This is a genomic window from Pseudomonas congelans, assembly GCF_900103225.1.
Classification (GTDB): Bacteria; Pseudomonadota; Gammaproteobacteria; order Pseudomonadales; family Pseudomonadaceae; genus Aquipseudomonas; species Aquipseudomonas congelans.
In genome coordinates this window covers 200271-213312 of sequence record NZ_FNJH01000001.1, presented here as the reverse complement: position 1 = coordinate 213312, position 13042 = coordinate 200271, and the positions used below count along the sequence as shown (strand labels likewise).

Annotated in this window: 12 protein-coding genes; 2 read left to right on the top strand and 10 right to left on the bottom strand. The window is 60.3% G+C overall.

Annotation, left to right across the window (positions count from 1 at the left end):
- Positions 1 to 105 precede the first annotated feature (105 nt).
- From dgoD to leuC, 7 genes are all read right to left on the bottom strand, one after another.
- Positions 106 to 1254, bottom strand: a complete 1149-nt coding sequence (gene dgoD, locus BLR20_RS00875; RefSeq protein WP_003394509.1) for a galactonate dehydratase — start codon at positions 1252 to 1254, stop codon at positions 106 to 108.
- Positions 1255 to 1323: 69 nt separating this feature from the next.
- Positions 1324 to 1959: a 2-dehydro-3-deoxy-6-phosphogalactonate aldolase gene (locus BLR20_RS00870; protein ID WP_010435138.1), complete on the bottom strand. Its 636-nt coding sequence runs from the start codon at positions 1957 to 1959 to the stop codon at positions 1324 to 1326.
- A 1-nt stretch (position 1960) separates the two neighbouring features.
- Positions 1961 to 2965, bottom strand: coding sequence for a 2-dehydro-3-deoxygalactonokinase (locus BLR20_RS00865; RefSeq protein ID WP_054993967.1), 1005 nt, complete (start codon positions 2963 to 2965; stop codon positions 1961 to 1963).
- A gap of 180 nt (positions 2966 to 3145) precedes the next feature.
- A complete protein-coding gene (asd, locus tag BLR20_RS00860) occupies positions 3146 to 4258 on the bottom strand; it encodes an aspartate-semialdehyde dehydrogenase (protein ID WP_054993968.1) in 1113 nt (370 codons plus the stop codon).
- 70 nt (positions 4259 to 4328) lie between these two features.
- Positions 4329 to 5411 (bottom strand): 3-isopropylmalate dehydrogenase, encoded by a 1083-nt coding sequence (gene leuB, locus BLR20_RS00855; protein ID WP_010435132.1) that lies wholly within the window; start codon positions 5409 to 5411, stop codon positions 4329 to 4331.
- Positions 5412 to 5558: 147 nt separating this feature from the next.
- Positions 5559 to 6200, bottom strand: a complete 642-nt coding sequence (gene leuD, locus BLR20_RS00850) for a 3-isopropylmalate dehydratase small subunit (protein ID WP_054993969.1) — start codon at positions 6198 to 6200, stop codon at positions 5559 to 5561.
- Positions 6201 to 6210: 10 nt separating this feature from the next.
- Positions 6211 to 7635, bottom strand: coding sequence for a 3-isopropylmalate dehydratase large subunit (gene leuC / locus BLR20_RS00845; RefSeq protein ID WP_010435128.1), 1425 nt, complete (start codon positions 7633 to 7635; stop codon positions 6211 to 6213).
- A gap of 145 nt (positions 7636 to 7780) precedes the next feature.
- Between leuC and BLR20_RS00840 the strand changes: the two genes are divergently transcribed.
- The gene (locus BLR20_RS00840) at positions 7781 to 8653 is read left to right on the top strand and encodes a LysR family transcriptional regulator (RefSeq protein ID WP_054993970.1); all 873 of its coding nucleotides are present in this window, start codon (positions 7781 to 7783) and stop codon (positions 8651 to 8653) included.
- 66 nt (positions 8654 to 8719) lie between these two features.
- Positions 8720 to 10912: a putative bifunctional diguanylate cyclase/phosphodiesterase gene (locus BLR20_RS00835; protein ID WP_054993971.1), complete on the top strand. Its 2193-nt coding sequence runs from the start codon at positions 8720 to 8722 to the stop codon at positions 10910 to 10912.
- 66 nt (positions 10913 to 10978) lie between these two features.
- Here the strand turns inward: BLR20_RS00835 and BLR20_RS00830 are convergent, their stop codons facing one another.
- From BLR20_RS00830 to BLR20_RS00820, 3 genes are all read right to left on the bottom strand, one after another.
- Positions 10979 to 11422, bottom strand: coding sequence for an Hsp20 family protein (locus BLR20_RS00830; protein ID WP_005893722.1), 444 nt, complete (start codon positions 11420 to 11422; stop codon positions 10979 to 10981).
- 101 nt (positions 11423 to 11523) lie between these two features.
- Positions 11524 to 12504 (bottom strand): tRNA dihydrouridine synthase, encoded by a 981-nt coding sequence (locus BLR20_RS00825; RefSeq protein WP_010435118.1) that lies wholly within the window; start codon positions 12502 to 12504, stop codon positions 11524 to 11526.
- Between the two features lie 29 nt (positions 12505 to 12533).
- The gene (locus BLR20_RS00820) at positions 12534 to 12995 is read right to left on the bottom strand and encodes an acyl-CoA thioesterase (RefSeq protein ID WP_054993972.1); all 462 of its coding nucleotides are present in this window, start codon (positions 12993 to 12995) and stop codon (positions 12534 to 12536) included.
- Positions 12996 to 13042: the final 47 nt, after the last annotated feature.

The following is a 13042-nucleotide window of genomic DNA, read 5'->3' as shown; positions in this document are numbered from 1 at the left end:
ACGCCCTGCGGGCAGAAGCCTGAACGCCCATTTTCCAGGCTCTTCAGGACTTATGTATGGCGATGAGCGCAGAGCGCCGAAACGATGGCTAGCGGATTTGCTTTTCTACCACTCCGCAAAACTGCCATCCGCATGACGCCAGATCGGGTTGCGCCAGCGGTGGCCGATGGCGGCGCGTTCGATGACGTACTCTTCGTTGATCTCGATGCCAAGGCCGGGGCCGTTGGGGATCTTGACCATGCCTTTGTCGTAGTCGAAGACTTCCGGATGCTTGACGTAATCGAGCAGGTCGTTGCTTTCGTTGTAGTGGATACCCAGGCTCTGCTCCTGGATGAAGGCGTTGTAGCAAACCGCGTCCAGTTGCAGGCACGCCGCCAGCGCAATCGGCCCCAGCGGGCAATGCAGCGCCAGCGCGACGTCGTAGGCTTCGGCCATGTTGGCGATCTTGCGGGTTTCGGTAATGCCACCGGCGTGCGAGGCGTCCGGCTGGATGATGTCGACGTAGCCTTCGCTCAACACACGCTTGAAGTCCCAGCGCGAGAACAGCCGCTCGCCCAGCGCAATCGGCGTACTGGTCAGCGGCGCCAGTTCCTTGAGTGCTTCATAGTTCTCGCTGAGCACCGGCTCTTCGATGAACATCAGCTTGTAGGGGTCCAGTTCTTTCATCAGCACCTTGGCCATCGGCTTGTGAACCCGGCCGTGGAAGTCCACACCAATACCGACATTCGGCCCCACTGCATCACGCACAGCGGCCACGTTGGCCAGCGCCAGGTCGACCTTGTCGAAGGTGTCGAGGAACTGCAGCTCTTCGGTGCCATTCATCTTCACGGCAGTAAACCCGCGCTCGACCGCTTCCTTCGCGGCGCGCGCCGTGTCTGCAGGCCGATCACCGCCAATCCACGAATAGACGCGAATCTTGTCACGCACCTGACCGCCGAGCAGGTCACTGACCGACACGCCCAGTGCCTTGCCCTTGATGTCCCACAACGCCTGATCGATGCCGGCCAGCGCACTCATGTGGATCGCGCCACCCCGGTAAAAGCCGCCGCGGTACAGCACGGTCCAGATGTCTTCGATGTTGCGCGGGTCCTTGCCGATCAGGTAATCGGAAAGCTCTTCCACAGCGGCAGCAACCGTGTGCGCGCGACCTTCGACCACTGGCTCGCCCCAGCCGACAACGCCCTCGTCAGTCTCGACCTTGAGGAAGCACCAGCGCGGCGGAACGATGAACGTGGTGAGTTTGGTGATTTTCATGGGTGCGGTTTCTCTTGTTGATTCTCTTGTTGGAAAGCGGCTACTGCACGGCGGCGTCTGCTGCGCCGGTCAGTCTGCAAGCGCTGCGCTGTGCTGCTTCCAGGCCGCAACGTAGGCCTGGGCACGCTCGGTTACGTCTGCGACGCTCATGCCGGGTTTGAACAGCCCGGAACCCAGGCCAAAACCCTTCACGCCAGCGTCGAGAAATACCTTCATGTTGTCCGGCGAGATGCCCCCGACCGGCAGCAGAATCGTGCCCTTGGGCAAGACCGCCAGCCACGCCTTGACCACCGCCGGCGACATCTGCTCGGCAGGAAACAGCTTGAGCACATCGGCGCCTTCGGCCAGCGCCGCAAAGGCTTCGGTCGGCGTGGCGACCCCTGGCGACAGGAACAGCCCGGCCGCCTTGGCCGCACGCAACACCTTGGCGTCGCTGTGCGGCATGACGATCACTTGCCCGCCGGCGTCCTTGACCTGAGTCACCTGCTCAGGGGTGAGCACGGTGCCTGCACCGATCAGGCAATCGGCAGGCAATTGCTGACGCAACAGGCGGATGCTGTCGAACGGTTGCGGGGAGTTGAGCGGCACTTCGATGACCCGAAACCCCGCTTCGTACAGCACATCGCCCATGGCAGGCGCTTCTTCGGGACGCAGGCCGCGCAGAATCGCGACCAGACCGTTTTCTTTCAATGCTTGCTTGAGCATGTCAAACCTCTCGAATGTGTTGGGACGAGCGGCGCGCGATCAGGCCTGCCTGCACGGCGACCTGCCACAGGCCGCGCTCGGTCGCCTGCTCGGCCAATGTCACCCCGGGAAAGCCACAAACGGCCAAACCGCGTGCATAGCGCGTGCACAGCGAATCGCTGCCGATGAGGATCACCGCAGGCAATTGTTCGTGGTTGTGCAGGTGCAGCCTGGCGATGGCCCCCAGTTCATGGCCAATCAACAGGCCGGAAAGATAGTCAGGTTGCGCACTGGCACCCAATTTCCCGGTAAGGCCGAGCGTTCGCGTGCTGAAAATCGTCGACAGCGGCCCCGCGGAGTCCGCGTCGGACAGGGCAATCGACAAGCCGCGGTCAAAGGCCTGCTCATCGAACGCCTCGGCAGGCTGCATGGTGCGTCCGAGAATGGTGTGGGCGCAGAGCGCGGCGTAGACCTCGCCGGTCATGAAGGTATCGAAGTGAACGATGCGACCCCGTTCTACCTGCACCCATTTGGAGTGGCTGCCGGGCAGACCGATCAGCAGCGGCTGGCTGCCCTGCCCTTCTTCAAGGCCTGCCAGCACACCCAGCACTTGGGTTTCTTCGCCACGCATGACGTTGGGCAGGGTCGAGCGCTGCAGTACGCCGGGGATGATGTGCACCGTCACGCCGCGCACACTGCGCACGGTCTGCAACGCTGCGCTCAGCTCATTGACGCTGGCCGGGGTTTCCCGATAAGCCGCTTCGCGCCAGCCCTGCGCGCTGCCGACCATGCCGCAGGCAATCACCTGCAGGTCTGGCTGGGCATCGAGCCAGTCGCCGCAGGCCTGGTCAAAGGCCAGTTCGAAACCGTCACTGCAGAACTGCCCCGCAATCAGTCGCGGCGTAGTCGGCAGCTGCATGATGCCCGCGCTCAATGCGCGCTGTTCCAGCACCTGGCCATGTTCGCCAAGTCGATAAGCACGAAGTGAGGTTGTCCCCCAATCGAGCGCGATCAATTGAGCCTGCATTGCTTCACCTGTTGTTTTTTTGGAAGTGAGTGCAGGACGACTATAAACCCGTTGTTACAGTTATCTCAATATGTAAATTTCAATCCCATATATAGGGATATTAAGTGATAACCAAAAACGATCGGGCATAAAAAAACCCGCCTCCCTTTCGGAAAGCGGGTTTGCTGTGAAACCGAAGCCTCAACGCTCCAGCAGGATTCTCAGCATGCGACGCAGCGGCTCCGCAGCGCCCCACAACAGCTGGTCGCCCACGGTGAAAGCGCCCAGGTACTGCGAACCCATGTTCAGTTTGCGCAGACGCCCGACCGGAATACTCATGGTGCTGGTCACGGCCGTCGGGCTCAGCTCGTGCATGCTGGCTTCGCGGTTGTTCGGCACCAGCTTGACCCAAGGGTTGTGCTGGCTGATCAAGCCTTCGATGTCCGCAATCGGTACATCCTTGTTCAGCTTGATGGTCAATGCCTGGCTATGGCAGCGCATGGCGCCGATGCGCACGCAGATGCCGTCCACCGGGATCGGGCTCTTGAAGCGACCGAGGATCTTGTTGGTCTCGGCCTGGCCTTTCCATTCTTCGCGGCTTTGGCCGTTTGGCAGAGCCTTGTCGATCCACGGGATCAGGCTGCCCGCCAGCGGCACGCCGAAGTTCTCGGCAGGGAACGACTCGCTGCGCATGGCTTCAGCCACCTTGCGGTCGATATCCAGAATGGCGCTGGCCGGATTGGCCAGATCATCGGCCACCGAGGCATGCACCGCGCCCATCTGTTTGATCAGCTCACGCATGTTCTGCGCGCCGGCGCCGGAGGCCGCCTGATAGGTCATGACGTTCATCCACTCGACCAGACCGGCATCGAACAGACCACCCAGGCCCATCAGCATCAGGCTGACGGTGCAGTTGCCACCGATATAGTTCTTGGTGCCCGCGTCCAGTTGCTGGTCGATGACCTTGCGATTAACCGGGTCAAGCACGATGACCGCGTCATCCTGCATGCGCAGGCTGGACGCCGCATCGATCCAGTAACCCTGCCAGCCGGCTTCGCGCAGCTTGGGGAACACCTCATTGGTGTAGTCGCCACCCTGGCAGGTCAGCACCACGTCCAGGGTTTTCAGCTCGTCGATACTGTAGGCATCTTTCAGGGGCGCAACATCCTTGCCCACCGAAGGCGCCTGGCCACCGACATTGGAAGTAGTGAAGAACACCGGCTCAATGAGATCGAAGTCCTGCTCTTCCCGCATCCGCTGCATGAGCACGGAACCGACCATGCCACGCCAACCGATCAGACCTACACGTTTCATCGCAACTACACCTTGAATAAAAGTGGGACCGCCGCTCTGCGCGTACACAGCAGGCGGCGGGCCAGAGAGATTACAGATTCCGCAGCGCGGCGACTACAGCATCGCCCATTTCCTGCGTACCGACTTTGACTTTGCCTTCCGACCAGATGTCGCCAGTACGAATCCCCTGATCCAGAACCAGGCTGACAGCCTTTTCGATGGCGTCGGCCGCATCGGTCAGATTGAAGCTGTAACGCAGCATCATCGACACCGACAGAATGGTCGCCAGCGGGTTGGCGATGCCTTTGCCGGCGATGTCCGGTGCCGAGCCGTGGCAAGGCTCGTACATGCCCTTGTTGGCCGTGTCCAGCGAGGCCGACGGCAGCATGCCGATGGAGCCGGTGAGCATCGATGCCTGATCGGAGAGGATGTCGCCGAACAGGTTGTCGGTCACGATCACATCGAACTGCTTGGGTGCACGCACCAGTTGCATGGCAGCGTTGTCGACATACATGTGGCTCAGTTCGACCTCAGGGTAATCCTTGGCGACCTGCTCGACGATTTCGCGCCACAGCTGGCTGGACGCCAGCACGTTGGCCTTGTCCACCGAGCACAGCTTCTTGCCACGCACCATCGCCATGTCGAAACCGACTTTGGCAATACGGCGGATCTCGCTTTCGCTGTACGGCAGCGTGTCGTAGGCCTGACGCTCGCCATTATCCAGCACCCGCGTGCCGCGTGGCGCGCCGAAGTAGATGCCACCAGTCAGCTCGCGAACGATCAGGATGTCCAGGCCGGCGACGATTTCCGGCTTCAGGCTGGACGCGTCGGCCAGTTGCGGATAAAGGATCGCCGGACGCAGGTTGCCGAACAGGCCCAGTTGCGAACGGATTTTCAGCAGACCTCGCTCAGGACGGATGTCGCGCTCGATGGTGTCCCATTTCGGGCCACCGACAGCACCCAGCAGCACGGCATCGGCCGCACGGGCACGATCCAGGGTTTCATCGGCCAGCGGCACGCCGTGCTTGTCGATGGCCGCGCCGCCGATCACGTCGTGGGTCAATTCAAACCCCAGCTGATACTTTTCGTTGGCCAGCTCCAGCACCTTGACCGCTTCGGTCATGATTTCCGGACCAATACCATCACCTGGGAGAATCAGAATCTGCTTGCTCATAACATCCTCGATTTTGTGCATCGGCGTCTTTGACAACGCCTGCTTGAAACGCTCGATACCACAGAAAATTTAGCGTGCGGCCAAAACACTTTTGCCAGCAAGGCGCAATTGCACCTTACTGGCAAGCATGCATCCGGTGTTGATCAATCAGTCGCGGAACAGCCACGGCTGGCTGGCGCGGTGCCTGCTCTCGAAACCGGCGATTGCCTCGGCGTCCATCAGCGTCAGGCCGATGTCGTCCAGACCATTGAGCAGGCAATGCTTGCGGAACGCATCGATTTCAAAGCTCAGGACCTTGCCATCCGGACGGGTCACGGTCTGCGCCTGCAGATCGATACTCAACTGATAACCGGGTGTGGCTTCCACCTGCTTGAATAGCTGATCGACGTCTTCTTCGGACAGGATGATCGGCAACAAGCCGTTCTTGAAGCTGTTGTTGAAGAAGATGTCCGCATAGCTCGGCGCAATGATTGCGCAGAAACCGTACTCTTCCAGTGCCCACGGCGCGTGTTCGCGGCTGGAGCCGCAGCCGAAGTTTTCCCGGGCCAACAGAACGCTGGCACCCTGGTAACGCTCGTGGTTGAGGACGAATTCGTGGTTCAGCGGGCGCTTGGAGTTGTCCTGATAAGGCTGCCCCACGTCGAGGTAACGCCATTCATCGAACAGGTTCGGACCGAAGCCGGTGCGCTTGATCGACTTGAGAAACTGCTTGGGAATGATCTGGTCAGTATCGACGTTGGCACGATCCAGAGGAGCGACCAGGCCATGGTGCTGGGTAAAGGCTTTCATACGGGACTCCTCAGTGCTGGATCAGGTCGCGAACATCGATGAAACGGCCATTGACCGCAGCGGCGGCGGCCATTGCCGGGCTCACCAGATGCGTCCGGCCACCGGCCCCCTGACGACCTTCGAAGTTACGGTTGGAGGTCGACGCGCAGTGCTCGCCGGAACCCAGGCGGTCCGGGTTCATCGCCAGGCACATCGAGCAGCCCGGTTCACGCCATTCAAAGCCGGCTTCGATGAACACCTTGTCCAGCCCTTCCTTCTCCGCCTGCTCCTTGATCAGCCCCGAACCTGGCACCACGATGGCCTGCTTGATGGTCGCAGCCACCTTGCGGCCCTTGGCGACATCGGCCGCGGCGCGCAGGTCTTCGATGCGCGAGTTGGTGCAGGAACCGATGAATACCCGGTCCAGCTGGATATCGGTAATCGGCTGGTTGGCTTTCAGGCCCATGTACTTGAGCGCACGCTCGATGGAGCCGCGCTTGACCAGATCCGGCTCTTGCGCAGGGTCCGGCACGTTCTGATCAACCGCCAGGACCATTTCCGGCGAGGTGCCCCAGCTGACCTGCGGCTTGATCTGTGCGGCGTCCAGTTTGACCACGGTATCGAACACGGCGTCCGGGTCGGACACCAGGTCCTTCCAGGCTTCGACAGCGAGGTCCCACTCCGCGCCCTTGGGTGCGAACGGACGACCTTTGACGTACTCGACGGTCTTCTCGTCGGTGGCCACCATGCCAACCCGCGCGCCCGCTTCAATGGACATGTTGCAGATGGTCATGCGCCCTTCGATCGACAGGTCGCGAATCGCACTGCCGGCGAACTCGATGGCATAACCGTTACCGCCTGCGGTGCCGATCTTGCCGATCACCGCCAGTACGATGTCCTTGGCGGTGACGCCAAACGGCAACTGCCCTTCGACCGACACCAGCATGTTCTTCATTTTCTTGGCGACCAGGCACTGGGTGGCGAGCACGTGCTCGACCTCGGAAGTGCCGATGCCGTGGGCCAGCGCACCGAACGCGCCGTGGGTAGAGGTGTGCGAGTCGCCGCAGACCACGCTCATGCCTGGCAGGGTTGCGCCCTGCTCCGGGCCAATCACGTGGACGATGCCCTGGCGCGGATCATTCATCTTGAATTCGGTGATGCCGTACTCGTCGCAGTTGTCGTCGAGGGTCTGCACCTGCAAGCGCGACACCTGATCCTCGATGGCACTAATGCCACCCTTGCGTTCGGCCGTGGTCGGCACGTTATGGTCAGGCGTGGCGATGATCGAGTCGATCCGCCATGGCTTGCGCTTTGCCAGCCGCAGACCTTCGAACGCCTGCGGCGAGGTCACTTCGTGGATGATATGACGGTCAATGTAGATCAGCGCCGAACCGTCGTCGCGCTGTTTGACCAAATGCGAATCCCAGAGCTTGTCGTAGAGCGTTTTCCCGGCCATCGGACGTACTTCCTCATCAGCTTCTTTCTATGCCTTGGGCAATCGTTGCGATGACCCTTTGGCTTGTGCGGTCATCCTATGGAATATGCTTAAATAACTCAAATTCATAATTTTCATACTTTGGATAACCAACTGGAATCTAACCATGGACCTGGCCAACCTCAATGCCTTTATCGCCATCGCTGAAACCGGCAGCTTCTCCGGGGCAGGCGAACGCCTGTACCTGACCCAACCGGCCATCAGCAAGCGCATTGCCGGCCTGGAGCAGCAACTCAACGTGCGCCTGTTCGATCGCCTGGGCCGCGAAGTCAGTCTGACCGAAGCCGGACGCGCCCTGCTGCCGCGCGCTTACCAGATTCTCAACGTGCTGGATGACACCCGCCGGGCACTGACCAACCTGACCGGGGAAGTCACCGGGCGGCTGACTCTGGCGACCAGCCATCACATCGGCCTGCACCGTTTGCCGCCGATATTGCGCGCCTTTACCCGCACCTACCCAAAGGTTGCACTGGACATTCAGTTCCTGGATTCGGAAATTGCCTATGAGGAAATTCTTCACGGGCGCGCCGAGTTGGCAGTCATTACACTGGCGCCCGAGCCGCATGCACTGATCCGCGCCGTGCCCGTATGGGACGATCCGCTGGATTTCGTCGCTGCACCCGAGCACCCGCTGGCCAACAGCGGCCAGATGAAGCTGGAGGATATTGTGCGCTATCCGGCGGTTTTTCCCGGCGGTAACACCTTTACCCATCACATTGTCAGCGGACTGTGCGAGGCCCAGGGCCTCAAGCCCAACATCGCCATGAGCACCAACTATATGGAGACCATCAAGATGATGGTTTCCATCGGTCTGGCCTGGAGCGTTCTGCCGCGCACCATGCTTGACGAACAGGTGGCACGCATTCCGCTGCCGGGCGTACAGCTCAATCGCCAGCTAGGCTACATCCTGCACACCGAACGTACGCTGTCGAATGCGGCACGGGCATTCATGAAATTGCTCGATGCGCAGACACAGTGAACAGATGCTGCTGCAGGCCGCAGGCAGATCGCTCTGGCGGTTCCATCGATCAAAGGCTCGGATAACATGCCCAACCTACCGGATAACGCCGCGCCGAAAACTGCCGCACAGTCGGCATCCGCCAGACTGCCGCTGACAGACGCAGAGCGGGCCCTGCAGGAAACCCGTGATCGCCTGGAGCTGGCGCTGGACCTGGCGCAAATGGGCACCTGGGATCTGGATATCGTCCGCAACCGGCTGCAAGCCTCGGCACGCGCGGCGCTGCTGCACGGTTTGCCGGCACTGCCCGTCGATGAGTCTGGCGGGCAGTTCTTCGGCAGTCTGCCCGGCGAAGAACGCCGCCGAATGCGCGCAATCTATGCCGTGGCACTCGAAACCGGGCAGGACTGCCTGCAAGTCACCTACCGGTTCAAGTTGAAAAACGGAGCGTCACGCCTGCTTGAAGGCCGCGCGCGAATTTACCGGAATGAACAGGGCCAGCCCGTCAGGCTGTCCGGCACCCTGATGGACATTACCCAACAGTGCGCGCAGATCGCCCTGGAGGCCAGCGAGGAAAAATTTGCCAAGGCGTTTCATTCAAGCCCCGACTCGATCACCATCACTGAAATCGACTCGGGCCGCTATGTCGAGGTCAACGATGGTTTTACTCGCCTGACCGGTTTCAGCGCCGAGGAAGTGCTCGGCCGTACAGCGCATGAAGTCGGTATCTGGACCGACACCTTGCAGCGCGAACACATGCTTGAAGAATTGCGCCAGAAAGGCCGGGTGCATCACCGGGAAATGGACGGTCGAGACAAGCATGGCGCGCCCCTGGTGCTGGATATATCGGTCGAGTTCATCACCCTGAACAACACCGCCTGCCTGTTGATGAACGCCCGCGACATTGGCGCACTTAAAAATGCCCAGGCGCAGATTCAGCATCTGGCTTATCACGACCCGCTGACCGGGCTGCCCAATCGCGCACTGCTGCTCGACCGTCTGAGCCAGCAAGTATCGCTGCTTCAGCACCAGAACCTGCGCGGCGCCCTGCTGTTTCTAGATCTGGACCATTTCAAGCACATCAATGACTCGCTTGGCCACCCGGTGGGCGATAGCGTTCTGAGCATCATCGCCGCACGCCTGGAAGCCAGTGTGCGCCAGGAAGACACCGTGGCCCGCCTCGGCGGCGATGAGTTCGTGGTGTTGATCTGCGGCCTGGAAGGCTCACAGGACCAAGTCACTCGACAAGTGCGGGAGTTGGCCGACAACCTGCGCAACCTGCTGGCCGAGCCGATGTTTCTCGACGGCCATCGCCTGCAGGTCACGCCCAGCATCGGCGTCGTGCTGATCCCGGATGATGGCCTGACCCCGGCCGATCTGCTCAAGCGCGCTGATATCGCCCTGTATCGGGCCAAGGATTGCGGGCGTAACGCTTCACAGTTTTTCCATGTGTCGATGCAACAGGCCGTCAGCCAGCGTCTGCGCCTGGAAAATGATTTGCGCCTGGCACTGACCCGCAACGAATTTCACCTGCACTTCCAGGCCCAGGTCGACTGTCGCAACGAATACATCACCGGAGCCGAGGCACTGCTGCGTTGGCAACACCCCGAATACGGCCTGCTCGCGCCGGATCAGTTCGTGCAGATACTTGAAGAAAGCGGGATGATTCTAGAGGTCGGCAGCCATATTCTGAACGAAGCCTGCAAAATCGGTGGCCTGCTCTTACGGCAGGGGCTGATACCGGAAAACAAATTCCTGATGGGCGTCAACATCAGCCCGCGACAGTTTCTCCAGCACGACTTCATCGAGCGCGTGGAACGCAGCCTTACCCTGAACCAGTTGCCTGCGTCCATGCTCAAGCTGGAAATCACCGAAGGTATCGTCATTCAGAATCTGGACGACACCATCCTCAAGATGCTCAGCCTCAAGGCGCTGGGCGTCAGCTTTGCGATGGATGATTTCGGCACCGGCTATTCGTCCCTGACCTACCTCAAGCGCCTGCCGGTGGATACGCTGAAGATCGACCAGTCCTTCGTCCAGGACGCCACCAACGACCCCAATGACGCAGAAATCATTCGTGCCATCGTTGCCATGGCGCAGAGCCTCAACCTGAATGTGATCGCGGAAGGCGTTGAAACCTCGGAGCAGCTGGCGTTTCTCGAAAGAGTCGGCTGCTACACCTATCAGGGCTATCTGTTCAGCGAACCGCTGCCAGGCCCGCAGTTCGAGTCATTGCTGGCACTCAAGCGGCCTGCGCAGCAAACCGCACATCAGGACTAAAAAAGAGAAGGCGCCCCGTAGGCGCCTTCCCGGTTACATGCCGCTGACTCAACGTCACCTGACGGATCAGTTTTCCAGCGCTTTCTGGCTATTGAGCGGAATACGCTTTGGTTTCGCTTCTTCCGGCACGTTGCGCACCAAGTCAATGTTCAGCAGCCCGTGAGACAAATCGGCCCCTTTGACTTCGATATTGTCCGCCAGCCTGAACGACAACTTGAATTCACGGCGGGCAATACCCTGATGCAGATAAGTCACGTTTTCGGCTTCTTGCTCGCGCTTGCTGCCGATCACGGTCAGCACACCTTTCTCAACCTGCAACTCGAGATCCTGCTCTTGCATGCCTGCTGCAGCAATCACGATTCGATAATGGTCATCGGTGTGCCGCTCGACGTTGTAGGGCGGATAGCCGCTGGTTGTCTCATTTCGTGCCGCCGACTCGAAGAGGTCGTTGAAGCGGTCGAATCCCACTGAGTTGCGAAACAGTGGAGCCAGAGAAAATGCAGTAGCCATAACAATTCTCCTGTTTATCAGCGAGTGGTTTACGCGACCCGTTTTCGGCATCGCTTGATCACCAAAATAGGGACGGCCTTTCGCTTTTCAAGAGACTTTTTTCAGACTTTTTTTGACCGTTCGTCGGGCTCGTTTTCGGACAAGCAGCCCAGCAATACGCTGATGCGATCGCAGTCGGTCTCGCGGCGCAACGCATTGAACATCAGGGTCGCCTCGGGATAGCTTTTGGTCAGCAGCACCAGCCACTGCTTGAGCCGGCCCGGCGCCTGAATCAGCGTCATCTTCGCCAGACAGTCCTGCCAGAAGACCCGCAGCATCGGCTGCAACTCGTCCCAGGTCATTGGCACGACCTCTTCGCCCTTCTGCGCCGCAGCGATCTGCCGGGCCAGATCAGGGCGCGCCACCAACCCGCGACCAATCATGATGTCTCGCGCGCCGCAGATTTCGCGGCAACGCCGCCAGTCGTCAACCGTCCAGATTTCCCCGTTGGCGACCACCGGAACCTTGACCACTTCCTGAATGCGCGCAATCCATTCCCAGTGCGCCGGAGGCTTGTAGCCGTCGACCTTGGTGCGGGCATGAACGACGATTTGCTCGGCCCCGCCGTCAGCCAGCGCTCTGGCGCAATCCAGCGCGCCATCGGTGTTTTCGTAGCCGAGGCGCATCTTGGCGGTCACTGGAATAGCTTTGGGCACGGCACGTCGCACCTGACTGACGATCGAGTGCAGCAATTCCGGCTCCTTGAGCAGGATTGCGCCGCCACGCGAGCGGTTGACAGTCTTGGCCGGGCAGCCGAAGTTCAGGTCCAGTACCGGTGCGCCCAGTTCGCAGGCGAATGCGGCGTTTTCGGCCAGGCACACCGGATCGGAGCCCAGCAACTGAAGGCGCAATGGCGTGCCCGCGTCAGTTTTCGCGCCCTGGTGAAATTCCGATGCGTACTTGTAGAAGTAATGCGCCGGCATCAAACGCTCGGACACCCGGATGAATTCGGTCACGCACCAGTCGATGCCGCCGACTTTCGTCAGCACATTACGCAGGATGTCGTCGACCAACCCCTCCATGGGCGCCAGAGCAATTTGCATGGGTCACACTCGAAAAAAAGTCCGGCAGTTTACTGCCCGACGTGCGGATTGGGAACGGCGCTGTCAGAGATGGCTGCGCCATAACCCTCGATGAACTCGGCAGGCATACGCTTGGGCTTACCGCTGGAGAGCTCGATGCAGACAAAGGTGGTTTGCGCGCGCAACAACGTCAGGTTGTCGGCAGGCCGCTTGAGCTGAAAGCAGCGGGTCATTTTCAGGCGGCGGTCCCAGTCGACGATCCAGGTCGCCAGTTGCAGTTCGTCGTTCTCATAGGCGCTGGCCAGGTAGTCGATCTCATGCCTGACCACCGCCATGGCCCGGTCCAGACGCCGATATTCAGTCAGGTCCAGCCCGAGAAACTGCGAATGACGCCAGGCACAGCGCTCCAGCCAGGACACATAGACAGCGTTATTGGCATGCCCCAGCCCGTCGATGTCTTCGGCGGCGACATTCAGATCGATGACAAACGGCGTTGCCCGGTCCCAGACCATGCGTGCTCCTGCTTGAGTGGATGTGATTGGCGGGAGTGTAGCGGGTC